Here is a 25,484-nt window from a genome sequence, read left to right on the forward strand (position 1 = left end):
GACTCAGGAGCTTTTGGCATGGTCAAGGGAATCAACCACTATTGGGAGAACCGGGGTTCCCCCGTTTAAATAGCGGGTAGTATTAAAGTCTGGTTCTGACAACTACAAAACCATTTCCAACAGCTTTTGATACTGAATATCAATTGCCAAGTATGTCACGGTATACATAGCTGCAAGCAGCAGCCCGCTCACGGCCAGGATCCATCGAGGGGGGATCACTTTTTTAAGTGGTTTGGAAATGTATTTAGCTTTCAGGTTAATCAGTCTCACCTGCTCCTGCTCTGCCAGTCGTTCATCCCTGACCAGACGATAGATTGTATTACTGATTTCCGACAGCTTATCACTGCCACGGTCTTCGCGTCCGTACCGTCCTTGAAAGCCCAGTTGCAACAGCAGGTACAGGAACTCAATGACATACCTGTATTTTCGGGGATCGCTTTTAAGACGTTCCAGGATAATGAAGAACTTGTCACCACCGGAGGTTTCATTATGAAACTCAGCCAACAGACTGTTTGAGCTCCAGTTACTGTTTGCCCCCCAATCCTGACGGCAAACCGCTTCATCCATTGCTGCGCACAGACAATAACGGATAACCAGGATGGTTGCTCTGTCGACTTCCATTTCGTTTAGCTTGCGCTCGCCTTTGCGTATTTCCCGCGCTACCTGTTCACGAAAAGGCATTGGATCATCCAGCCATGGGATCGAATCCATACACGACAGGCTCGCAACCAGCCAGGTAAACTGATCCACCAGAGGATTGACGCCAAGAGTTTTTATATCAAGATCCGCAACTGATATGTTCCTGGACAGATCCGGAGCAGGCATAACCTCCATGGGCTTGCCCGGCTCCGGCTGGAACAGAACGACAGTTACGTCGTCATCTATATAACTCATACTTTCACAGCCCAGAGTTGCAGTGACAGGTTAGCAAAATCACCAGAAACATGAACTGCAATCGCAGCGGAGTTCTTAAGTGCCTGCCACTCTTCACAGGCTCTGTCCAGCTCAAAGTAGGTGTAACCGGCATGATAAGGTAACTGCCGTGGCACTACAGGCATTGGCTTGATACCAATACCAGGCAACTGAAGGTTAATGAGCTCACGGATGTTATCAACAGAGCCAATCTTCGTCTGCGCAATAAACTTGGTATGCAATACATCGAGCGTAACATCTGCTTTGACTGCCAGGATTAGCGTCATCGATTCAACAATTCCGCTGTCAGGGATCGCGGCAGTGCGGATACCATAATTTTGTTCCTGCAGGGTCAATGGTATTGCACGCTGCTCAGACATCGTGCTCAGTGTCATCTTCACGTTGTGCAACGTTCTGGTGAAGCATGAAGTCAGGTCACCATGGTTATACCGGACAAACTCACTCGGCCGGCGGCTTTGTGAGCAAAGGGTTGCCAGCTCACCTTCCGCCTGCAGAAGGTATTTGTAATAACACTCCGGATGCGTTCCTTCGGAGCTGGCAAGATGCCAGAACAGAGGCTCAAGCCGGTTAATAGCCTGAAGCAACATAAAATCAGCTACGGAAGATACCCCCTGCTGATCAACCGCTCCCAGGCGGGCGACGATGGTTTCCGCACGGTGGCGGAGCATAGCGGCAAACTCATTCGTGAACTTGGATAGAACGCTGGAAGCCTGAATATCAATACAGGTTGGGATAAAGCTCTCATCCAGAAGAACCGAACCATCGGCTTTAACTTCAAGTATTTTCAGTACCGGAACAGAAGCAAAAGAACTCTTGTCTTCATGATCAAACATCAGGGAAAAGCGCAGTTTACCTACCTGAATCTCAGCCGTATCTTCCTGGCCATAGCTTGCATCTACGGCGCTTTCACCATCATTTTGATAGCGGGCTCCGTCAGAGGCATCCCCAAAAAGCTCCTGCCGTTCCGATGGCAACGGGCAGCACAGGTACACGACTTTCCCGGTATAAGTCGGGTCTACCTGCCTGATCTCAGGCAGGTCTGCTAACTCTGGCAGCTGAAACGGGGTCTGATCCGGCAGGATGCCGTCTGCACGGGTAATACCGATTTTACCCAATGACAACAGGTCGCTGTTAATCTCCAGTTTCCGCACACCCCAGTAAAACGGATTCGGAAACATGCTCATCATAGAAAGCTGTCTGGTATGAAAACGATCAAGCTGCTGAAAGTGTTGTGGCTTCATGAACATACCATCTTGCCAAACAACAGGATTAAATAGAGACATAGGTTAACTCATCCTCAGAAATAGGTTTGCTCAATACCGCGGGTGTTATCTGCCTTCATCTCACTGCCTTCCAGATTCAGACGAAGGAAGTAAGCCGTTTTCTCATCAATAGTTTCAACTCTGCGCCAGGATGAACCGTTGATCTCACGAAACGCCACAGAAAAACCAATAGCCCTGGTTGAGGGGTCAAGCTGGAAGACTTCGTGAACTTTTTCCCCGGGCTGAATCTCATACTCATACCGCTTTACAAACTCATCGCCCAGTGACTCTTTGTCATTCTCAAACAAAGCAAAGAAGTCCAGACTACGAAACAGCACCGGTGATGTCAGTTCATGGATACGGAGCACTACCGGAGAAGACTGCCCCCCCTCCCTCAGGTTAAGGGTGTCCTCAGCTTCAATGATCAGCTCAATTGATGATGATTCAGGGGTAATACCGGTGGATTCTTTAAACTGGTCCCACATACTGCAAGCCTGCAGCATCAGGACACACAATATGATGAGCCCTTTACGCATTGGTTTCCTTCATGATTTTGGTGTAGTGGTTTTTAATCTTTTTATCCAGACCAGCTCCGCCGGAGTCCAGATAATCCAATGAGCGCTGCTGGAAGTGCTGGGTATACTCATTCCACAGTTTCCTTTTGGAAACAAAGCGCTGGCCCGCAGCAAACTCCCCAAGAAAGCGGATAGGATCGTAGCTGTCTGTCTGTTCAGTCACCATAGCTTTCACCGCTTTGCCATAGTGAAGCCGGTGCGATTCCAGCTCATCCACTACCTGCTCTACCAGCTCTGAAGGAGCCAGCAGATCCTGCTCGTGTAGAGTCAGCATCAGGGAGAAGATATCATCTGCTTCATCGCTTTCGGATTTGAAAGAGGCGACGTGTTTCAGCTGTTTACTTAACGCGTCAAGGGAGAGCCTGAGGCTGGCCCCCATCTGCTTCATAAACTCCGGGGAGGTATGATTGTGATAGTCCTGAGGAACACCAAGCCCTGCAAAAAACGCTTCCGTCAGGTCGTTCCCAAAAGCCGTATCCACAACCTCCGGAGTCTCGAGTTCACAGGTAGCTGGCTCCGGGTGAGGCGGCGCTTCTGCCGGTGTGACTTCTTCCCACTGAAGCGGTTTGCCTCTGACAGATTCCTGGACTACTTCTGTGTTTTGATCAGGTTCAGTCGGCTTGCTCTGCTCAGTAATCTGCCCCATCCAGTCCTGAGGGATCAGTTCGGGAATATCAATGTGAGAGAAGACACTTTCCGTATCATCGGCAACCTGCCGGTTTGATGGCTCAGGCTGAAAACTTTCCTCTATCGGTCTGACCGGATCAGCGATAAGTGAATCTTCCTTTTCCATTGAGAAATCCAGATGAGTAATCGGGTCAAATGTATCGGCCTCGTCTTCTTTGGTTTCAATGAACAAATCTTCGATACAACCTTTATCATCGGAGGGAATGCTTTGTTCAGGCTCCTCCAGACAACAGAGTGGATCATCACTCATTCGTTGGGGAACAATATCTGCTGCAATATCTGCAGACAGCGAAGCCTGCTCAAATGAAGCAGAGAGCTCATATCGTCCCATCGCTATTGAGTCGCCTTCACATAACGCAATAGGCTGGTTTTTAAGAACTTTATTCCCGTTAATCAGAGTCCCGTTAGTACTGACATCACTCAGATAATAAGTGTTGCCATATACAGATACGATGCCATGAGTACCGGAAATAAACTTATCCCGGTCAGGCAGACTACAGGCGCTGCCAGGGCTGCGCCCGATAGCGCCGCCACCAGCCGGAATTTCTATGTGTTTGCTTCCGGTATATTCCTCCGGACATTTGATCACATGAAGAACCAGTTGAGGTACGGTCATCAGCGACTCCCTAAAACAGAAGAGTTACGGAAAGCTCGTAACCGCCCAATCCGCTGTTCAATGGCACCAAATAGGATGCCTGAGGAATGATTTGTAAATGTGCGTCCGGATTCGAGCCCAGTTTTATAACTGTTCCGACAGAAGCCACGCCACCAAACTCAAAATTTGATGCATCTTCCAGGGCTTCATATTTGTAGCCGTCGGAGTCCACTTTCCAGCGGTCAGAATATTTTGAGTAACCCAGTGACAAGCCAGCGCCTACGTAAGGCGTCATCCATCCGAAATCAGCTAAAGCAAACTGCGGAACGACCTGTAATTCTATGTTCTGTACTTCCTCGTATACGCCACCGACCGGGGCCTGAATGCTGGACTGGAGATAGTTCAGCCCAAACCACCACCGCCAGCGGTTGTTGTTCTCGTCAATCGGGCGACTGTGAGTCAGGCCGAATTTCAGTACGTCTGCGGTACCGCTTTTGCCCTGCGGATAATCCTTTGCGGATACACCAAACAATCCAACGGTAGCGCCATAGCGCTCTCCTTTTGCAAACGCCGGATTTGAGGTAACCAAACCCAGAGCCACCAACATAAAACAAGCTTTCTTAAGCACGCGTGTCATCCTATGAACAATATCAATATTATGCAGCGCGACATTAGCAGTGACCCGTGGAATTTCAACCCCATTCATTAAGATCAGTTAATATGAAGCCCCAGACAAACACTATCACTATAAATTCAGTGAGAATGGAGGAGCCAGAGACAATATTAGCAAAACCTGAACTTTTGCGTTGCGCAATTTATAAATAACTCAATCACAGGACTCTTATTTAGAAAATAGGAAATTATAACTTCGCAACGAGGCTAACTTTCTCCAATATTAACAACCCAAACCACTAACACTTTGAAAGAAATAGATTTTTCTATTTTACGCGCCAGATCATACTCTTTGGTAAATAAACAGTAGTACAAAATTCAAACAAAGATAACTCATGGACAGAGCGCAAACACAAAACTTTCGTTAACAGCTCACCCAAACTCTCACTGATCAGATTTCACACTAACAGCCACGTCACTCGTCATATTGACCAGATATTTTACCTGGAAGCAACTCAAACATCCATTTAGATTTTTCTAAAATTAGCAACCCAATACGAGATCTGACACGCACTTACCATTCACCAGGTAAACATCAGAAAACATAATACTAACATTTATGGGGTGCTTGATTTATGTGATCTGTTTTCCAAGCTGGCTCAAGCTTGATGTACGTCACATTTAGTGATTGTATCGGTCTAAGATGTGTATTTAGTCATTTAATTTCTCTGAATAGTGAATACAATCCTTGGTCAATGGCTGCTGTCAATATATTTCAATCTATCAATAAGGCAGCCTCAATAATATTAGAATAACCTCAATGATATAAAAACAACGTCATGGCTGGCTAAATAATGTATTTTTCTGACTTTACAAGACGACCAATTAACTCAGAATCTCCGACAGGTACAAACCCGAACAATCTGGACGCATTTTCTGACCTTAAACGTCAAATAAACGGGCTAAACAAGGTAGTTGCTTCCATATCATGGAAGAAAACCCTAGAGCTGTCCTCAATGATCCTTAAGGAGCACAGTAAGGACTTTCGCTGCGCGTGTTACTACACTGTAGCGGCTCTGCATGTTAATGGTTTAAAAGGTCTTGTAGATGGTCTGAGTGCTATTCACGATCTTACTGTTGTTTACTGGCATACAGCTTATCCGGAAGAATCAAAAGCGACGGCACGCATCGGCGCCTTTGAATGGATGCTGGATCACGGGGTAAAGAAGTTAAACAAGCTCCGGATCAGTGAAAGCGATCTGCCACTGCTTGAAACTGGTCACAAGCTGACTCTGAAAATCGAAGAGGAACTCAGACAATACTATGGTGTAAAAACACCGTCTCTGGGGCCAATTCGCCGGGTTCTGACCGAGTGGATAGAGCAGCTCAAAGAGCAACAGGCACAAAAAGAGCAAAGCATAAAGAAAGAAGCAGAGAAACCAGTTCCCCCCGCTCCACCATCGGGACCATCGGGCACGATACACGTCCAGGTTCAGCCTCCTGCGCCTCAGCCTGCCGCTGAAAAAGAGAAAAAAGAAGAGTCAAAAAGCCCGGCCAAGCCCTTATTGGTTGTCGCAATCATTTTGCTGGGCTGCCTGTTTACTCACTTTGCGTACCAGCAGTATCAAACGAGTCAGTTAAGGGCAGAACTCCTTCAGGCTGATGTTTCAAAACTAAATAATTTGCTGACCGGACTGAACGACCAGGATGCACGACATTCAGCCGATGTAAAACAAGCGGCACTGGACCGGGCAGAAGAGCTTCTCTCCGGCTGGGAAAAAGATCCTGTGCGGGTTCACCAGGCTCAGGAACTCAACTCGATCGCTCTGAAGCTAAACAATTTGTATCCGGATTCATCCACTGCGCAACTGCTGAAGAAAGTCTTTCTTTCTCAAAAAGACAGCATTGAGACTCAATATATCGTGCTCACCGACAAGTTCGGGCGGGCAAGAACAGCCATCGCAAATGCCAGACAAAGCCAGGATGGAAATGCTCTGAACTCGGCATATAACTACAGCAATACATTGTTTCCGTTGCTTGGCCGCATCGAATACGCAGAAAAAGAACAAAACATCCAGGCGCTGGAAAAAGCCCAGGCTCTGTTAAACGTATATCAGTACAGACTCAACCAACTGGCTGAGCAACGTACAACAGAAAAAACTAATAAACACTAACATCGTCAGTTAATCATTATGTTAAGCAGAAAACTGTTCCAAAAACCGCTGTGGCTGTCTACGCTGCTCACGGCACTGGTACTTATTGCACTAAGTGTGTCCTGGTGGCTGCTGGAGAAAGATTTCTACAGCATCACTTTCATCTCTGTCTGTTCAGGCATCGTCGCTCTGTTCGTTGCGTTCAATGTCTGGGTTCTGCTTAAGAAACGCAAGACAGCCAGGGCCCAGCACATAGAAACAGAAGATGAAATTCTCGCCAATGCCCTGGGAGCCTTGTTAAGCCGGGCTCCCAGAAAGCCGGTTTATCTTATTATCGGGAACAAAGGTGCAGGCAAATCAACGTTTCTGGCTGTATCTAATGCGGTGAAGCCCCAGGATAAGAAAAACACAGTCAAGAACGACTTTTTCGAATGGTTTGAAGCGGACAATGCTGTTTATATCAAACCGGATCAACGGCTTTTACTTCAGGATCAGTCAAGCAACGATCACCTTCTGTGGGAGGCCCTGATCGGTGAACTTATCCGTTCCAAACCACGCAAACCAATCGCAGGCTGTCTGTTATTTGCAGACCTTGAGTATCTGGTCGTTCACCAAACGGAACAAATTGAGTACACAATAAGTATGGTGACAGAACGTCTGGAGTACGTCTTCAGCCAGATTTCTTCTGCTCTGCCACTGTACCTGGTCATAAGCAAACTCGATAAACTGGAAGGTTTTAAAGAGTACATCACCTACAGCCCGCTGAAATCGCATTTGGAATACCTGTCGATCCCATTGAAAGAAGCGAAAGGTGCAGTGCGGGATTACTTCATTGACAGCTTCAACAACCTGGTTAAAACCATGGAGAAAAGCGCCCTGGATTCAACATCTCAGTCCAACTCTGTCGAAGAAAAGCAGGCGATCATGGCATTTCCCAAGCAGTTTGAACTGTGCCGTAATGAGGTACTGCGGATCGTCGAGCAACTGAACGAACTGAACAAAGGCTGTTACTCACTGGATTTGCGTGAAGTCTTCTTCACTTCCTGTCTGCAGGGTGGAAGAAAGTACAACCTGGTTGCGAAAAGCTGCAGCAATTACTTTAACTTACCTATCATCGCATCCCAGCACTCACATCTGAGTGAGACCCCGTATTTTACCCGCTTTTTGGTTGACTCTCACATTCTGCCGGAAATTGAATACGCGGGAGAGAACAAGGTTTATCTGCGCCGCCTTATCCGCAACAGCCGGCTTTCTATGGCATTTTCTGTCTGCGTACTTGCCGGGGGAGGCTATCTTCTGCAAGACACCCTGCAAAGTAACCTTCGCGTGATCAACACACTGCTCGGTATTGAAAGCAGCGCTGAACAACCGGAACCGGCATACCTGTCTCAGGTCAAACTGGATGAGGCCATCAGCAAAATCCAGCCCCTCTACAACGCCTGGATTGACGGTAACAAGGCTCTCGATGACCAGGTGGCCTCTCTTCACCTGAGCCGGCTTGAAGAGACTACCAAAATCGCTTACACGCAGCTGCTCACAGAAATCGAGCACTCTCTGATGCCGATTCTGGAGCAGGGTTATCGCCTGCAACTCAGCGCTTCTCAGGACAACTATGCTGAAACACTGAGTACACTGAAAGGCTATCTGATGCTTAAGGATGCCGGTAAGCGCGATATTGCATTCCTGAAACAACAGAGCCGGAAAACACTGACGCTCACCAGTGAAAATCCACAACAGGTCGGCCAGGTTATGCAATATCTGTCGCCTTATTTCAGCTCTGACTTTGAGCCTGTTGATATCAACATGGACCTGGTGCGCGCTACCCGGCGTAACCTGCTGGCCAGCTCTAAGGTGGATATGGTCTATGCCCAAATCCTGCAACAGGCCCATGATATTGACTTGGGTAAACTGGATATCCAGCGTGCCGTTGGCTTTGATTTTAATAATATCTTTATGGACCGGGGTGGACTTGACCGCCTGAACATCAACAAAGTTTACACGTCTACCGGGTTCAGCACCTTCTATCGCCCGCGTGTCGATTTGTTGTCTCAACAGGTCATCGTTGACAACTGGGTGCTGGGCTTATCCAACCAGATTATCCCAACGGATGCCGAACTTGATGAGTTTAAAGATAAAGTACGTAAAAAATACACCGATGACTATATCAGCTACTGGCGTAACGCTCTCAGTGAACTGAAAGTGCGCCGTTATGACAACATCGGTGATTTAACCAACGCGATCGATCTCGCTTCCGGCCCTTCGTCTCCGCTGACAACGGTCCTTAAGCAACTATTCACCAACACCCGCTTTTCTGAGTCGCACAAACAAAAACTGGTTGCCGGCGAAAAGAATCAACTGCTGGGTAAAGCGATTGAACAGGCCACAGACGCTGCTGAAAAAGTCATTCAGCCAGACTACCTTCTGATGAGCCGGGTTGAACAGGCATTTGGCATCATCAACCAGCTGCAAGTCAGCGAAACCGAAAACTCCCCTACTCCATGGGAAGAGATCGTAAGTGCGCTGAGCCAGGTCAGGACTTACATGAAAGGGATAGCCGACGCCCCCGATACACAAATGGCGGCACTGGCGGCAGCGCAGTACCGTATGAGCAGTACCGAAGCCGACCCGTTGATCCGGCTTAAACAAATTGCACAGAAAACCCCGGAACCGGTACGCAGCTGGCTGACAGACATCGTCAACCAAACCTGGGCCGTTATGCTCCAGGAAGCCGAACAGGGCGTACAGACACTCTGGTACAGCGAAGTGTACACCGAGTTCTCAAAAGTCGGGCTTAACCGTTACCCGTTTAATCGTCAGGCTCAAAAAGAAATCTCTCTGGAGGAGTTTGAAAAGCTGTTTGCAAAAGGCGGAACCATTGATGCCTTTATCCAGCAAAACCTGTCTCCTTTTTATGATACCAACCTGTGGGAGCCTAAGCGCGTAGACGGTGAGTATCTGGCACTGTCACCTGAACTGCTGGTACAGCTGCAGAACTACAACACTATCCGCAGCACGCTGATCAACCACAGCACCAACACGTTCCGTGTACCGTTCAGTATCAAAGTAGTGGATATGGACTCCAGTGCTATCAGAGCGACAGTTAACCTTGCAGACGGACAACTGGCCTACTACCACGGACCGGGCAAGCTTAAAGAACTGGCATGGCCACCAGAGAGCGGTGACTTTGGCATTTCACTGACTATCCAGGATGTCACGGAAGAAGGAAAGCAGCACACCTTGTCAAAAGAGGGGCAGTGGGCTCTTTACAGACTACTGGATGACTCAAATCTGGTTATGGCGGACGACGGCAGCTTCATCAGCGAAGTCAATGTTTCCGGACGCGAGCTCAAACTGAGCATACGCCCGCTGACACCGAATAACCCGTTTACTTTTGTGGAACTGTTTAGCTTCACACTACCTGAAAAAATCAACATATAAGAAGATAAAAATATGAGTATTCAAACGTTAGATAAGCTAGAGAAGAGGATCTCTCATTCAACACTGCGTAATCTGGACAAGCTGGACCGGAGAATTATCTCCAGTCTGCTTTCCAACGGACGGGAGTCCATCGCAAACCTTTCACGCAACGTCGGTCTGTCAAGGACCGCTGTTGCAGAACGTATCAGCCGCCTGGAAAAGACCGGTGTCATCAAGGGCTATACAGCCCAAATTCGGCTGGACAACGAAAAGCGCAAAGCTGCAAGCTACCTGTTGATTTCGTGCCACAATGGTAAAAAGACGGAGATCAGCGAGGCGCTGAAAGAGATCCCGGAGATAAGACTCTCGAGCATTGTAGGAGGGAGTTACGATATCATCGCACTGGTTGAAGCCCCTGACCTGCAGGATATTCATTTCTTGTGCGATGAAATCGAAGCCTTAAGCGGTATAAAAGAACTCAGAACTACCGTAGTTTTACACCAGCCGGTGAACCGCTAAGTTATAAACTTCCTATGGTGGATATCATAGCGTTTTCCTTAGCAGGTGTCCCCAGCCAAATTGTCTGACCAAGCGCGTTACCCCTGCCGTTCCCCAACGAATTAAGGGGTAGCGTGCTGCTTTTCACAGACAGTCTGAGATCCCAGGCCAAAGGATCACGAAGAATAAACCTCATAAACTCAATAATTGTCCTGTTTAACTCTCCTCCTGGTATAAATTTAACGTAAGTATCAAAGTCAATATCCCTGATACACAAATTGAACTTACCGGTTAAGTCCGGTAAAGAGCTTCCAAGATGGCAATCGTGGCCCAGTACGGTGTTCACCCGGCTAAGCCTGTTTTGCTGGCTCTCAGAAATCGCAACTCTCCGGTATACCCACTCCTCTATTTCAACGTTTTGCAGGCCAAAATAGTGGGCGACGACACCTGAAATAAGCTTGGGAGAGCGGGCGCGTGTAGAAAGTTGTCCTACATATGTCAGCAGTTTGGCCCGGTCAAAATGAGCAGCATCTATTTCCTGAATAGCTCCTGACAACCCCACCAGATTCAGCATATTGGCCGAAAACGGATCCGACGCATCACTCTGATACTGGATATGGTAACGATACTTTTTCCAGATACGATACAGGAGCGACAGGTAACGGTTATGGAAAAAATCGAAAAAGTGGCGCACCGGATTATGTTCATCCTCCCGCCCAGCCAGCTTTTCCGTATATGAGCTCGGCAACGGCGAACTTGAGCCATGCAAGCCAAGGAAGTTCACTTCAACCCTGGTGTAGCTCTGCCCACCATACTCCCACTGGTTTATCGACTCGATATCACTTTTGGGAAATCCCAGTGCAGGCGAAACGGCAAACTGCACGTATTCCTGACTGAAGTTTTTGTTTTTTCCCACCCCATGATAGCCGTGCTGAAGCTGATACGACTTCTCCAGAAGGGATACTGCCTGGAAGAAGCTGTAGGAATGGGATTGTTGAACAAGATGGTCAATCATAGAATCGTCTGCTGCCCTACTCTGCTGTCCCAGCGGTAGGTCTCTCCTGTTGCCTCATTGAATACCTCCAGCTCCGTAAACGAGTTGATACTGGAATAGAGGCGAATGAACTCATTGATCACACCAGCCAACAGATACATATCACCTTCGTTTACGAAAAAGCCGGAGTTCATCGTCAGAGCAATCTTGCTTCCCCGGACAGAGACACCACGAAACACGCGGTCAACAGGCTTCATCGCAACCGTTTTAATGCCATCAAGACGATGAATAGAGGCCCGGTAGGCCTGCCTGTCCACCCTTGAATGGAAGTCATAGGTAGACAACAGTATTTTGAGAACTTCAATATCGGTGATCGACAGGTAATTGAGAGACATATTCGCTATCAACTGCCATTGCAGCTCACCATTTACCTGAGGACTGACTGACTGGGTCGGCTTGGTGATATTGGTAAACGTAGCGTAAACCGGTGATCCCTGAGTGTTGAATCTGATATCACCAACATTCAGTCGTTCTGCAAGGTGCGCGTTGCTGCAGGTAAGTTTGGATAACACCACCTCAGAACTAAGCTGAGTCAGTTCATTGCTGTGCGAATGGAACGAAATGTAACGCTCCAGCCCGCGACCACTGATGCGCTCGCTGACTGTCGATTTGTAGAAATCCTGCTTATCGGTCTGATTGACCTGGTGCTCAAAAGATTCAAACTCTATCAGTTGCTTACGCTTGCGCTCGGACTTACTCCAGCTCTCTACATGATCGATCGAATACACTTCGAAATGATCCTGATTGCCGCTTTGAGGGCGAACCCGGTATTCATTTCTGTTGTGGTCCAGACGAACAGGGTCGCCATCTTTAGGGAACAGGTTCACTATTGGCGTGCAGTGAAGTTTGAAGTGTTTGTCCTTAACGACGACCTCTGCCGGTAACGCCCGTGAAAATACGAACGAAATTTTCAGCGTATTTCTCTGCGGGATACCTTTCAGCCAGTCGAGTCCTTTCAGATCAAAAAACATGTATTTTTCGGGCAACGAAAAGTATTCCTGTAAAAGCCGGTAACCGGAGAATGAGTTCTTCCCGTAAGGAAGCAGGGCTTCATTTTCTGAGTACCCCACCGGACTTAGTGCAGACGGCGGCAGACGCTTCGAACAGCCTCCCCCCAGATCCAGCTCAATATGATCGAGATACCGGAAAAGCCAGAGATAGAGGGCACGGGTTATATGAATTTCACCATGAAGATAAAAACGGAGCTCATCCAAACCAATCCGTGAGAGTTCTGTGTCATTCTCTGCGATGATGTTCAAACTAACTACAGAGCTGCTGCGGCTGTTCTGCTGCTCAGCTGAAGACAGCGTGATCGGGTACAGCGGAACGTCGTAACAGGTTCTGAACAGGCACTCAGTGCCTTCCACCGCTTCAGCGGCCATCTCAGCCCCTCTTGAGACAACAGTCTTCTCTGTTACGCTGCCCGGATGAGGAGTCAGCTCGGATATCGCCATAGATGGTACCGAGCGCATAAAATGTGGCCACAACAATGTGATCAGTGACTGCGTTAACTCAGGAAGTTCATCATCGATTTTCTCGCGCAACCTTCCGGTTAAGAAAGCAAAACCTTCCAGCAGACGCTCCACATCAGGGTCATTTCCCCCTTCACCAAGGAAGTTAGCCAGTTTTGGGTGGTACTGCGCAAATTCACTGCCAGCCTCTTTCAGGTATGTCAGTTCATCCTGAAAGTATCTGCTATTACTCACTAGAGTCTCTCACTAAACATTAAACTGTCCGTCAACACCCATAAATACATCGATATTCATGGGCACTTCTCCGCCGTTATGAAACACCTCGCCAGAGATGCTGAAACTAAGCTGCAGCGGATTCTGATTGTCCTGGCGATAGTTCACCTGGACATGCTTCAAACGCGGCTCAAACTTCTCAATCGTTGCCTTAATATTCTTTTGAATATTACGTACCAGGTTCGTGTTATTCGAAAGAACATCATTAAAGTCCGGCAATCCGTATTCCTGATCTATCTGCGCATTCCCTGAATGGGTATTGAGCAGATCAGCAAGATGAAGGTGGACCGACTCAATCAGATGCTTATGCGAAACGACCCGCTGATAGCTGTTTTTAGGCTCACCGAGCTCAATGCGCTCCAGCAGCCTGTATCCTTTTTCCATAAATCCCCCTGAGAAGGCGGCCATTAAACTAATGACCGCCTGAACGGTTAGTTTTGATCCAGCTTGCCTACCAGAGACAGGTCAAAACTTGCGCCCATGTACTTGAAGTGAGGACGCACTGAAAGGGATACGCGGTACCAGCCCGGATCGCCTTCTACATCCGCCACTTCAACTTTTGCAGCGCGCAACGGACGACGGCCACGTACTTCTGCCGGCGGATTTTCCTGATCTGAAACATACTGTCTGATCCACTTGTTCAGCTCAGTTTCCAGATCAGTACGCTCTTTCCACGAACCAATCTGCTCACGCTGAAGCACCTTAATGTAGTGTGCCAGACGGTTAATAATGAACATGTACGGCAATTGAGTACCCAGCTTGTAGTTCATTTCCGCCTGCTTACCTTCAGGAGTGTTCGGGTAAACCTTTGGCTTTTGAATAGAGTTTGCAGAGAAGAAAGCTGCGTTGTCAGAACCCTTACGCATGGTCAGAGCAATAAAGCCTTCTTCTGCCAGTTCAAACTCACGGCGATCAGATACTAGGATCTCGGTAGGGATCTTGGTTTCCAGCTGACCCATTGACTCATAGTTGTAAACCGGCAGATCAAAGACTGCACCGCCACTCTGAGGACCAATGATGTTCGGACACCAGCGGTACTTAGCAAATGACTCACTGACTTTAGTCGCCAGCGCATAAGCAGAGTTACCCCACAGGAAGTGTTCGTGGTTATCTGTAACCAGTTCGTTGTAGTCAAACGCCTTGATTGGGTTGTCTTCGACTGAGTACGGATTACGCAGCATAAAGCGCGAGGTACAAATCCCCAGGTAACGTGAATCTTCATGTTCACGCAGACCGCGCCATTTGGTGTATTGCGGACCTTCAAATACCGATTTCAGATCTTTCAGATTTGGCAGTTCCTGGTACGAATCCACGCCGAAGAACTGAGCCGAAGCCGAAGTAATAAACGGTGCGTGAGACATCGCCCCTACATTTGCAAAATACTCAAGCAGCTTCATGTCAGGTGATGTTGAGTTGAACTGGAAATCACAGATCACCGCACCAACTGGTTTACCACCGAACTGGCCGTATTCACGGGTATAAATCTGCTTGTAAAGGCCTGACTTCACCACTTCCGGTGCATCGTCGAAGTCATCCAGAACTTCATCTTTCTTTGCAGAAATCAGCTCAATCTGGATGTTCTCACGGAAATCTGTGTGATCGACCAGGTACTTCAGACCACGCCAGGTAGACTCTACAGCCTGAACCTCAGGGTTATGCAGAATCGCATCGACCTGGTTCGACAGTTTCATGTCGATCTCACCGATCATCAGGTCAACAAGAGCCTGATCGACCTTGCTGGAGGCGCTGTTGCTCAGCAATTCCGCAATAAAGGCTTCGACTCCACGTTTGGCAACATCAAATCCCTCATCGCTCGGTTTCAGGCGGGTTTCATTTAAAATGCTGTCAAGCAACGAGCCACTTTCAACGAGTGCAGCTTCTTGCTCCGGCGCTTGTGCTTCTGTGCTCATCTTATCCTCTTACTCTTCCTTTGCGGTTTCTTTGTCATCGCCGATATTCAGCTCTTCCAGCAGTTTCTTGCGAGCCTCTTCATCCTGAAGAACCGAAGCAATCTTCTTGCGGAATGCCGGTACATTGCCCAGCGGACCTTTCAGTGCAACCAGTGCTTCACGAAGTTCCAGCAGACTGTTCAGCTCAGGAACCTTCCTGGCGATTGATTCCGGTGAAAAATCACTCATTTTATTAAATGTCAGATCCACGCCCATCTGAGCGCCTTCTTCATCAGACAAACGGTTTTCGACATTAACTTTGACATTTGGCGAGTAGCCATCCATCACTTCGTTAAAATTATCTTTGTCGATATTAACCGGGGTACGATCCTCAATTGGTGTCTCATCTGCTCGCGCAGTGAAATCTCCAACCACCATCATACTCAGCGGTAACTCGACATCTTCATTTACGTCGCCCGTAGCCGGAACGTAACGAATATTAATTCGCTCTTTGGGAGCAACCGAGCCATCACGTGACATACTATAGGTTCCTTCTTATTTCTTAATTACAGTTAGTTGTTGGCGACCCACTCCTGATACTTTTCTGGCATGTTTGAGTTATCTGAATACAAACTCTCAAACGTGACATGTACAGCCGCATCAAGTTGTGAGCATAATTCCGGCTCCCATTGATCCAAATTCATTTCCTTTCTGATTGGCCACAACTTTTCAATATATGGCAAACTTAAAGGAATCAATCCGACCTGATGATATGCCTTAATAAGCTTTAAATAATTTATAAACTGACTTCTGCCGGAAGCGTTATCTTCCAGGCGCTGCGATATTTCAGAAATGACCTGAGGAAAATTATCCTCACTCACCACGGTATCTTCCGGTTCTTCTGTCAGGATGACTCTTTTAGCAGCGCCTTGTGGTTCAAGCCATTTCCTGCCTGCTTCATCCAAATATGCTGTTCCGTCAGCAAAAGAGAGCGTCTTCAGCTCAGGCAATCGCCCAAGCATTTCATTAACAGACTGTTTTACCGCTTCACTTACCGCCTTCCACCCCAGCTTGTCCAGATAACGGCCAAGCAGACAGTGACCAGACAACCAGAAAGGAACACTGGTAAGCAACTTTTCCAGCCGCATGATCAGCGCTTCATCCGGAGCGCTTACATCCTGGTACTCCTGTATCGAATCCTGCGAAACCGCAAGCCTTATAGGAGTGAGCCCTTCGCCATCATGAGGAGGAACTTCAGTAACATCCATCCACGTCAGATGACGATTAATCCGGTAACCAAGAGACGCCTTCGGATCCTGACTGAGGATCTGTTCAGCCACTTTCTTCAGTGTTTTCTGAGAGGCTGAAGTACTGGTGAAATCCAGATCATAATCAGATAGCGTAACTTCCTGACGTGCAGGCTTTGGAGCCGGTGCCGGCGCGGATACTGCTGGTGCAGGTTTGGGCTCCGGGGCAGGCGCAACCGGTGCTGGTTCAGGCTGAGGAGCCGCCGCTGGCTCTGCCTCAGGCTTTGGCTCAGTTGCCACCGGGGCAGGCGCTGCAGATAAAGCAAGCTGCTGACGCAAAGGAGCGATAACGCTGCAAAGACCGTAGAAGTGAACCTCAGTATCTGTATATACCCGCGGATATAGCTCTCCGACGTCACGGATCAGATCTTCAATCTTCGCCAGCTCTGAGTCGGATGCTGCAGCTTCAGGCAACTTAGGGATGCAGTTTTCCAGCTGCCCCATCAGCCATTCCATCGCCCCGTCCCGCGCGCGTTTGCGCTTTGGGTGCAGATCTGAACCGAACTGAGTTAAAAGTTGTTTTATTAACTCAAGGCCTGAATAGAGCCCGGCAAACCCGTGCTTTTCTGTATATGCACGGGTCAGATAACAGGCCGCTTTAATATCTTTACTGTGCTGGCTGAGCACTTCCGTCGCATTGGCATTCACCACCGACCAGTCCACTGTTTCACCAAACAGAGAGCCGAATTTTTTCACTTCGGCTTCCATAAGCTCAAAGCAAAACTCATATTTTGCGTCTTCTCCACAGGGAGAAGAGTCACTGAAAGGATTCAGAAGATCCGTAATATTTACTGTCGACATGTTGTTCAGATCCGGGATGAATTATATTGCTTGAGCACACGTTCCATCGTCACAGCACCTTCAGCATTGCTGCTTTTGTGGTATCCCGATGACAGTTTACTGGCAGTAATCTTGTTAAGTTGCTCTTCAACTTCGAGGAAACGTTCAGGGTTAACGTTCTCCAAATCCCGCAGGGCCAGCTTAAGCTTGTCCGGTGCAAATACATTTGCCCCCTGAACGGTGTTAAACAAAATAAATTCAGAACGTTTAACTATCAGTTCGTTTTTTAATCCGGCTAATTCCTGATCGCCGGAAAAATAGCGCATCGCGCTGGAGATCTCGTCAATTGCACGGGAATAGTAATTACGATCGGCAAGACGGTGCGCTCTCGCCATTACTTCATTTTTCACCCGACCCGGTAAAACGTCAGAGAAGAAATACGCATTTGCCTGAGAACTTGCCCACGCGTTCTTCATATACTGATCAACCGACGCCCCGTCTCCTTCAATCACCATATCGGCCAGCGCTTCCCTTGGCAGACCGTAAACGTACCCAAGCTCATAACTGTTATCAGCGAGTTCATTTAGGCTGGCCACAACTGAAGTCAGCTTGTTATCAATTTTCTGGCCGGGAAGCCCCGCCTGGTCCAGTTCAGCCTGGATAGCAACTATCTGGCGCTTTATTTCCGAAAGCTTCTGAGGCTGGGTCTGAATCGCGTGTCGCTGAGATTTCACCTGGCTCTCCAGCTCGTCATAATTGCTGCGCCGGACATCCATTTGAATTGAGTAGAGATCTGAGTAGTTTTTAACGACTGAAACATCATCCGATGACTGTGACACAGCACTGCGGATACTCCACGGATCCTGAGAGAAAAGCCTGATAGCTTCACCTGTCGCTGCCATATCGGGGACAGATAACGTCTGCCTTTCACCGGTAACAGGAGCATCCTGGGCAAAGTTACGGGAAACCAAAACGCCCACAAGGGCAACTACCGCAACCATCATAGTGAGCTCAAGACACTTCATCGCTCCCAGCTGGAGGCCCTCCACCGGATTAAACCGGGTCAGGACAAGGTCTGCATTTCGAAGGCTGTTAAAAACCGGAGCGTTTTGCAGAGCTTTATCACTGATATCGATTTTCGACAGAGACTGTGCAAAAGAGATCGGTGTGTAGCCGTGCTCGCGGGGTTTCAGAATAACTTCTTTGAGCAGGCTCCAGACATGCCTGGGTAACCGGTGACTGCGATGACGGGATTTAAACTCGTGCTTCCAGTCACGGCTTTCGGTGTTACCGTGGAACATGTGATATGTGATCACAGCCAAAGAGTAGACATCATCCTGTGGATGAGCTCTTCGGGTCTGAACAAAGGCCGGAGAGGTGTATGACAGACTGGCTTCACAGCGCTGCAGCCGTTCACCGATAGCCTGGGCGGCGCCAAAGTCAATCAGTTTAACCGAGTCATCTTCCCGGATCAGAATATTAGCGGGCTTCACGTCAAGGTGGCAGTATCCCCGGGTGTGCATATATTCGAGCGCCCCCGCCAGTTGGTAAATCAACCATGCAATATGGTCATGGCGAAATCCTTTGTTGGCGTGGCGCACAATTTTCTGTGCGAGGGATTCACCTTTAACCCACTCGTACATGAAATATGGCGTTTCAAATTCAGTCCCGACTTTTACAAAAGAAGCGATAGACGGATGCTGACAGCTCTCCAGAGCTGTTGCTTCCGCGATGAGTTGCTCGTCCATACCATCGGCAGCCGAAGCAGACAGCGTTTTACAACACAGCTGCCTGTCAGGATTTTCTTTGTTCGCCAGATGATAAAGGACCGTACCGGACTTTTTAGACTCGATCGTATCCAACACATCAAACTGAGAAAACAGCACGTACTCGAGCTTGGGCAGTTTTTTTCTTTCGACTGCCTGCTCCCGTTTTTTCTTTTTCTCTATCGCTTTAACAACAAGGTTGTTAATAAAACTATCCTTGCCGCTCTTATTATCGGACAAAATTAACTCTTTAGCGCCAACTGAAATTATTATGCGTGAATCTTAATTATTCAGGTCAGCTGTTTTCAATTGTGAATTGCAAAACAAACACAATGGCTATAAGAAAAGTTATTTTGCCTGTCCTGAGGATAAAATTGCTGTTAAATGCACAGGTTTCCCTGGTGTTGAATTAGACCCCTTCCAGGACAACCATAGTATGGGAGTTATCCGCGTCATACAGATAAAGACTGGCCACCCGCTTCGCCTCCAGTTCATTGCTTGCCAGAGACATACACACCGGCCCGGAGCTGTTTCGCAAAAACCCCCACAGTTCATTCGTCAGCCGGACGTTGTGTGGCTCCGGAAAACACTCAGTTCTGGCCCCCACTGCAAAGCCGTAATCTTCAGAATGACTGCGGCAATTGCGCATATCACTATAGCTGTAGCCAAAAGACCGGTGGTGCCGGGCAGCATTGCGCACCAGACTTGTCAGGCCGCCCTGATTGAGCAATGCCCGCGTGCTGTTCAGGTACAGGATCTTCCCCTGTGGTTTCAGCTTGAGAGTATCCACAACATTACGCTTTGTAAGAACAAAACCGGCCCCGCCCTCACTGACGATAACGCCCCATGGATTACTGCCTGATATCAGTTCCTTACGTTTTGCATACTCTTCAAAGTCCTGCTCCGGATTATCATAGGAAACACATAACAGAGCATCGCAGTCTGTCACCGCGCGAACAGACGTCTGGATAAACTTTCCGCCTGATTCCTGAACCACCTCTATTCTGGACAGGAACCTGCTCCACTCCTGCTCCTTAAGCCATTCGAGAACATTACTGGTATCCAGTGTTTCAGGGACAGAAACCCTGACCGGAAGTGGTTTTAACGAAGGAGGCAGCTTATCCAGCAGGGCATTAATCAGCAGGCTGATTGCCTCGTTGCACCGCTCCACAGGTTCAGAACTGACCAGATACTCCAGCTTACCCGTCGATTTGGGCTCAGCTTCATCAAACGGATCATTCCTGCTGCCAAAGCGCCCGAGATCGGCTTCAGCCGTGGCGACTGCCAGCTCACAATCCATTCCTGTCGGAGCGACCAGCTCCGAGTTCAGAATATAGATTCCCTGCATACTACCCCCACCTTACTCCACTTGATTCAATCTTCTCTTCGAGCCCCTGACTCTCAAATGCACATGAGTAGGTCAGGCTGACCGTTTGAGTCCCGGTATCAATAAACAGTGTGTGCAAATCCATTGGCCTCTCCAGCGCGGTGCCATCACGAAGCATGACATACCCCTGCGCCCTGTCATGAGGGACCAGAAAGTTAAAACTGAAATCCGGGTGAAAACCTGCCGCTACGACACGCTCCCCACCTGTCATAAATCCGTTGCATTGTTGGTCATCAGGTGCTGACTGATAGAAATCAGGATTAAAATCAGAAGGATAAAGAGGCTTCCGGTTGTCAAGCCATTCCTGATCAAACGTACCCGCCAGTTTTGCCCTCTGGCTGAAAAAAGGCGGGACCGCGCCAAAGCCGTACACATCAACTTTGGTCGTGTCTGGCTTCCAGTCCTGATCTGGTTTGAACACGGAAGGAACGCTCTGGGCCGTAAGTTCACGAACCGAACTTCCTGCACCGCATCCAATCCGGTTTCTCTCATCTTCTCCACCAATCGCCAGCGAGTAGTCCGTTGCCCGCTCCACAAACTCGATCGGGTGAGAAACGGTCACACTGCCAAGCTGGTCTACCCAGAATCGTTCGCCTGTTACCTTCAGCGTTTTATCAATATGCCCATCGATAAACAGACGACAAAGCATCTGCTTTTTCGGAGCACCCGCTGGTGTCCTGGCTTTCCCGTAAAGGCAGACATCGGTCGCTTTTTTACTGACTACCAAATCCTGATCGCAGTACATTGCTGAAAATCCGGCCTCTCCGGCATAAACCGGCTCGTCGAGGATCTGACATTCACTGTTGTCTTCAATCCATGTCAGCCCATCAAAACGAAACACTCTCTTGGTCGCCAGAACCCAATGGGATCGCCCTTCGTGGCAACGGATGAAGCGGCCTTTTACAGGCGCGGCCCCTCCTTCATCAATACTCCAGAGTTGCATGTTGCCCCCTCAGGTTAAACCGTTCTTTGGCATAGTTATGGCTGCGGAACCTCGACAGAATACTGAGCTGTTTTGCTTCACTCCACCAACTGTGCCAGGGGAAATACGCTTCGCATATCAAACAGAGCTCCATCCAGATCCAGCGCCTGAACTCTGCATTAAGGTAGGGGGACTGAAGAGCAGACAGAGAGTTGTGGAAGGAAAGAGTACTTCCCATCCTGCCAGATGACCTGGCCTGCAAAGAATACTCCTGCCACCACTGGTCGACATCGTATAAAACGTCATGGCAGGTAAGCTCTCCACCGACCTGCTCCGGCTTCACAGGCAGTGCGTCACCAAAGATCAGATACATGGCTGAGATCCAGTGACAGATCAGAGACTCATCAACCTCATCCGGGGAGTTGGTATCCATATAGAACCGGAGCTCATCCAGCAGCTCCGGCATTCGCTCAGGCACTCCGGCAAGGCCAAATGCAATCGCGGAAACAGGGTCTGTAAGCTCTATCGGCAACAGGTTATCGTTGAGGATCTGATCAAACAGCTCCGTATCCTTCCCGTTGTCCGCTACGCGCTCAACAAAAGAACGTTTATCAGCCCGGCTCAGCAGCGATTCAAAAGTTACATCGCGCTCCATCAGCCACTCAACACTTGGCGCATGGTTTTGTGTCGCAAGGAAGCGGCGAATCATCAGCTCAGATATGCTGTTTTTTTCATCATCCAGCAACGCCGTTGCCGTGCGCACTGTAAGATCTCCGCGGAGCAGTAACATCTGAAACAGGCACTCTGAATGCTGAGCACCCTGGGCAAGCAAAGCCTCAGCGAGCAATGTCAGTGACTCGTTCTCTGCCCGGCAGGCCAGCTGCAGCCAGTCTTCCTCACGACACTCATCAAGCAGGCAAACTGCCCACATCAATGCATTCCCGTTGACGGCCTTTGCCTCAGGATCCAGCAAAAACCAGACGACACTGAGCGGCTCAGCAGCCGACAGGGTAAGTATGTAAGCCGGGTTCCGGCGAAACAAAGCCAGCATCACCCGTTTGAGGCGACAAAGTTTATTCTCCGTCACCTGCCAGTATGACTGGGAAGAGCAGGGAAAACCTTTTTCATAGAAACGGTTTTGCTGCATAAGAAGAAATGTCACTTCCTGAGCTGCCAGCACGGCTTTTTCCTGGCAAAAGCAGGTTTCCGGGCTGTCAGGAGCAAACGCCTGAAGCTCTGCAAGCTGTTCACGGGCATCTTGTAACTGCTGAATGATCATCGACTATCTGAAATTAATTAATGGAAACCGTCGCACCGGCGATCTTCTGGGTCTGCTGAGCCTGAGAGGCAACATGTTTGCCTTCAGTAACCACACGTCCATTCCGCCCATCAAGCTTCACAGACGCATCGCCACTATGAACCACAACCTGCTGCTCTGCTTCGAGAACTATTTTTTTTGCACTCAACCTGAGTTCATCCTGCTCAAGAATCGAGAAGAAAATATCCGTTACAACCGGCAGGCTGATATCGCTGTTTACGAACTCAATCCGGCACGAAAGCCGGTTGTCGACAGCCATTTGCAGTTCGCTGCGACGAAATCCCCGTCCCAGTCGGGCACTGACAGATGTTCCAAAAGGATTTCCTTCAAAGTCGACCCTGACTGAACGGCTGTCCTGCTGAATGTCTGTGATCCAGCCAAAGCGCGAGACTCCGGCCTGCGCATCCTGCGCAGCAGCCAGAGTCTCAGGAGCTAATGCATGTTGCTTTATCATTTCCTGCATCAGTTGACCGCCACCTTCGCACCATTGACGATCACTTTGTCACTGCCAACGATGGAAATCGAACTGCCACTCAGCTTTATAGAACCATCAGCACTCATCACCAGTTGAGAAGCACCTGTTTTGAGTACAATGTTCTCACCACTGATGACCTGAGTACTTTTATCGGACTGATAGGACGTATTACCGGTAACGCTGACGGTGAGGTTTCCTCCAATAGTGGAAGTATCATCCTTACCAATTTCCGTTGTCCGCTGCATTCCAACGGACAGCTTGCTGTTCTCACCGATACTCAGCTCATCATTCTGACCGATTTTTGTAGTACGGTTCTGGCCGATACTGATGCTGACATCTTTGGCAACAGAGTTCGTTTCATTGGCGTTATAAGTAACGGTGACATCCTGCTCCACGACTTCTGTGAATGTGCCGTCTACTTGAGTAGTCTTGTGGCCTTTGATGGTTTCACTGTGGTTTCCGTCCACCTCGTTGGTCTGGTGGCGGCCAACCTTCAGGAACTCATCTTCACCGATATCCCTGTAGCGGTTACGCAGAACTTTGGTCGACATATCACGCTGAGCATGGAAGTAGATCTCTTCCTGGTTTGCCTCATCTTCAAAGCTCAGTTCGTTGTAGCCATCACCTTTATGGGTTTGTGTGCGAAGAACGGTGCGGGTTTTATTCTCCGGCAGGCTATATGCCGGGTTATGAAGACCATGGTACACCGCACCGGTCACCAGTGGACGGTCAGGATCGCCTTCAAGGAAAGTGACAACAACTTCGTGGCCAATGCGTGGCAGGTATACGGCTCCCCAGTTCGGAGCGGCCATCGACTGACTGACACGGATCCAACAACCGGACTCCTCGTTGTACTCTCCGTAGCGATCCCAGTGAAACTGGACCTTGATCCGGCCCATTTCATCGGTATAGATCTCTTCCCCTGCCGGGCCAACTACCACCGCGGTCTGAGGTCCGTCTACAACGGGAGCCTCATGTTTTTCTGCGCGGAAAACTGTATCTCCGGGTATGCAGACAAAGCGGTTCTCATAGGTCGTGGGTAATCCGCTTCTTTCTTCTTCATGCACCTGGGGATCATGTCCGCTGTGCATTACGGCCAGCAGTGTAAAGTCCCGATTGAGGGCTTCGCGCGGGTGGCGGGTAATATTGAAACTGTAACCAGGGATGAGACGCATCACACAGCTGGAACCTTCAACCTGATGGCTCTCTACGTGGTGAGTGGAAAGCCACTCGCCGACACGGGTCGCCCCCAAAGCAGGGTCGGTATAACGTCCAGGATAGTCGTACTCAGCCAGATCAGTATCCAGCTCCCGGGCGGAAACAGTTCCCTGAGGGATGCGCGGATGATTGTAGTTATAGTCACCATAGGCAACTGAGCCGGAACGAACCCGGTCAGAAGTCTCGAGACCAAAGATATGTTCACGGTCCGGCACTCCGCCAGCATCACCATGAAACAGAACCGGCCCTATATACGAGGCATTCGCCGGAGTAGACATCAGCGGCTTTATGGCATCGTTACTGTCGAGCAATACCATTGTATGTGTTTCGGCAGAATGCTCGAAGTAATACCAGATCCCGTGCTCTGCAAGCATACGCTGAACAAATTTCAGATCAGATTCACGGTACTGCAGTACATACTCTTTAGGGGGGTAGTTTCCGGACAACTCCCAGCGGTAATCCGTGATCCCTGCGTCAGAAAAAACGGCCGTAACAATGTCTTTTACCGACTGGTTCTGAAAAATACGGCAATCCTGCCTCTGGCTCAGGAACCAGGCATGAGGAACCAGAACCAGTTCATAACGACTGAAACGCCTGCCCTGCCCCAGATAACGAAACTCACTGACCATACCGTGAAATATCCGGGATTCGGCTATGCCCTGCCCATAAACCGAAAGCGCAGCTGACCGGCGCATCATAGATTCAAAGGTGATATCTGCATCAGGTGAAAGCAATGACAAAGTAACGCGATAAGGTTCTGATACTTTCTCAGTCACGTTAAAGCTCTCTACCCTCAGCTCAGCTCCAACGCCTTGTACATCAACTTTAAACTCAAGTTCATTTCCCATATCTTTTACCTGATACAAATACTAGAAAAGGGCCAGGAATCCT

At 48.9% G+C, this 25,484-nt stretch carries 20 protein-coding genes; 3 read left to right on the top strand and 17 right to left on the bottom strand.

Annotation, left to right across the window (positions count from 1 at the left end; all coding sequences use genetic code 11):
- Positions 1–102: 102 nt before the first annotated feature.
- Genes icmH through ACVB80_RS09825 form a run of 5 tightly spaced genes read right to left on the bottom strand, consistent with a single transcriptional unit; the run spans position 103 to position 4,680 of the window.
- Positions 103–894, bottom strand: coding sequence for a type IVB secretion system protein IcmH/DotU (gene icmH / locus ACVB80_RS09805; RefSeq protein ID WP_481081108.1), 792 nt, complete (start codon positions 892–894; stop codon positions 103–105).
- On the bottom strand, positions 891–2,216 hold the full coding sequence (tssK, locus tag ACVB80_RS09810) for a type VI secretion system baseplate subunit TssK (protein ID WP_481081109.1): 1,326 nt from the start codon (positions 2,214–2,216) through the stop codon (positions 891–893). Before tssK ends, icmH begins: the two co-directional genes overlap by 4 nt.
- Before the next feature lie 14 nt (positions 2,217–2,230).
- Positions 2,231–2,731 carry a type VI secretion system lipoprotein TssJ gene (gene tssJ / locus ACVB80_RS09815; protein ID WP_481081110.1) on the bottom strand — a complete coding sequence of 167 codons (501 nt, stop codon included), beginning with the start codon at positions 2,729–2,731 and terminating at the stop codon, positions 2,231–2,233.
- A complete protein-coding gene (gene tagH / locus ACVB80_RS09820; protein WP_481081111.1) occupies positions 2,724–4,073 on the bottom strand; it encodes a type VI secretion system-associated FHA domain protein TagH in 1,350 nt (449 codons plus the stop codon). The genes tssJ and tagH overlap by 8 nt, the downstream gene beginning before the upstream one ends.
- 10 nt (positions 4,074–4,083) lie before the next feature.
- Complete coding sequence (locus ACVB80_RS09825) at positions 4,084–4,680, bottom strand: hypothetical protein (RefSeq protein WP_481081359.1); 597 nt, start codon at positions 4,678–4,680, stop codon at positions 4,084–4,086.
- Positions 4,681–5,518: 838 nt separating this feature from the next.
- Between ACVB80_RS09825 and ACVB80_RS09830 the strand changes: the two genes are divergently transcribed.
- From ACVB80_RS09830 to ACVB80_RS09840, 3 genes are read left to right on the top strand one after another with little or no spacing between them, the layout of a single operon-like run.
- Entirely contained in the window at positions 5,519–6,838 is a 1,320-nt protein-coding gene (locus tag ACVB80_RS09830; protein ID WP_481081112.1) for a type VI secretion system ImpA family N-terminal domain-containing protein, read from the top strand.
- Between the two features lie 18 nt (positions 6,839–6,856).
- Complete coding sequence (gene tssM / locus ACVB80_RS09835; RefSeq protein WP_481081113.1) at positions 6,857–10,255, top strand: type VI secretion system membrane subunit TssM; 3,399 nt, start codon at positions 6,857–6,859, stop codon at positions 10,253–10,255.
- Between the two features lie 12 nt (positions 10,256–10,267).
- Positions 10,268–10,753, top strand: a complete 486-nt coding sequence (locus ACVB80_RS09840; RefSeq protein ID WP_481081114.1) for an Lrp/AsnC family transcriptional regulator — start codon at positions 10,268–10,270, stop codon at positions 10,751–10,753.
- 1 nt (position 10,754) lies between these two features.
- Here ACVB80_RS09840 and tssG read toward each other — a convergent pair whose 3' ends face one another.
- From tssG to ACVB80_RS09900, 12 genes are all read right to left on the bottom strand, one after another.
- A complete protein-coding gene (tssG, locus tag ACVB80_RS09845; RefSeq protein WP_481081115.1) occupies positions 10,755–11,747 on the bottom strand; it encodes a type VI secretion system baseplate subunit TssG in 993 nt (330 codons plus the stop codon).
- Positions 11,744–13,492 carry a type VI secretion system baseplate subunit TssF gene (gene tssF / locus ACVB80_RS09850; protein ID WP_481081116.1) on the bottom strand — a complete coding sequence of 583 codons (1,749 nt, stop codon included), beginning with the start codon at positions 13,490–13,492 and terminating at the stop codon, positions 11,744–11,746. Before tssF ends, tssG begins: the two co-directional genes overlap by 4 nt.
- A gap of 12 nt (positions 13,493–13,504) precedes the next feature.
- Complete coding sequence (gene tssE, locus ACVB80_RS09855; RefSeq protein WP_481081117.1) at positions 13,505–13,915, bottom strand: type VI secretion system baseplate subunit TssE; 411 nt, start codon at positions 13,913–13,915, stop codon at positions 13,505–13,507.
- A 47-nt stretch (positions 13,916–13,962) separates the two neighbouring features.
- The gene (gene tssC, locus ACVB80_RS09860; RefSeq protein ID WP_481081118.1) at positions 13,963–15,441 is read right to left on the bottom strand and encodes a type VI secretion system contractile sheath large subunit; all 1,479 of its coding nucleotides are present in this window, start codon (positions 15,439–15,441) and stop codon (positions 13,963–13,965) included.
- 9 nt (positions 15,442–15,450) lie between these two features.
- Complete coding sequence (gene tssB / locus ACVB80_RS09865; protein ID WP_481081119.1) at positions 15,451–15,960, bottom strand: type VI secretion system contractile sheath small subunit; 510 nt, start codon at positions 15,958–15,960, stop codon at positions 15,451–15,453.
- Between the two features lie 32 nt (positions 15,961–15,992).
- Positions 15,993–17,528 carry a type VI secretion system protein TssA gene (gene tssA, locus ACVB80_RS09870; protein WP_481081120.1) on the bottom strand — a complete coding sequence of 512 codons (1,536 nt, stop codon included), beginning with the start codon at positions 17,526–17,528 and terminating at the stop codon, positions 15,993–15,995.
- Between the two features lie 5 nt (positions 17,529–17,533).
- Positions 17,534–19,513, bottom strand: a complete 1,980-nt coding sequence (locus ACVB80_RS09875; protein ID WP_481081121.1) for a serine/threonine protein kinase — start codon at positions 19,511–19,513, stop codon at positions 17,534–17,536.
- 169 nt (positions 19,514–19,682) lie between these two features.
- Complete coding sequence (locus ACVB80_RS09880; protein WP_481081122.1) at positions 19,683–20,621, bottom strand: hypothetical protein; 939 nt, start codon at positions 20,619–20,621, stop codon at positions 19,683–19,685.
- Position 20,622: 1 nt separating this feature from the next.
- A complete protein-coding gene (locus tag ACVB80_RS09885) occupies positions 20,623–21,603 on the bottom strand; it encodes a DUF2169 family type VI secretion system accessory protein (RefSeq protein WP_481081123.1) in 981 nt (326 codons plus the stop codon).
- Entirely contained in the window at positions 21,584–22,861 is a 1,278-nt protein-coding gene (locus tag ACVB80_RS09890; protein ID WP_481081124.1) for a hypothetical protein, read from the bottom strand. Before ACVB80_RS09890 ends, ACVB80_RS09885 begins: the two co-directional genes overlap by 20 nt.
- Positions 22,862–22,874: 13 nt before the next feature.
- Positions 22,875–23,354, bottom strand: a complete 480-nt coding sequence (locus ACVB80_RS09895; protein WP_481081125.1) for a hypothetical protein — start codon at positions 23,352–23,354, stop codon at positions 22,875–22,877.
- An 8-nt stretch (positions 23,355–23,362) separates the two neighbouring features.
- Entirely contained in the window at positions 23,363–25,441 is a 2,079-nt protein-coding gene (locus ACVB80_RS09900) for a type VI secretion system Vgr family protein (protein ID WP_481081126.1), read from the bottom strand.
- Positions 25,442–25,484: the final 43 nt, after the last annotated feature.

Source organism: Vibrio sp. 9-16B-A1 (genome assembly GCF_056726165.1).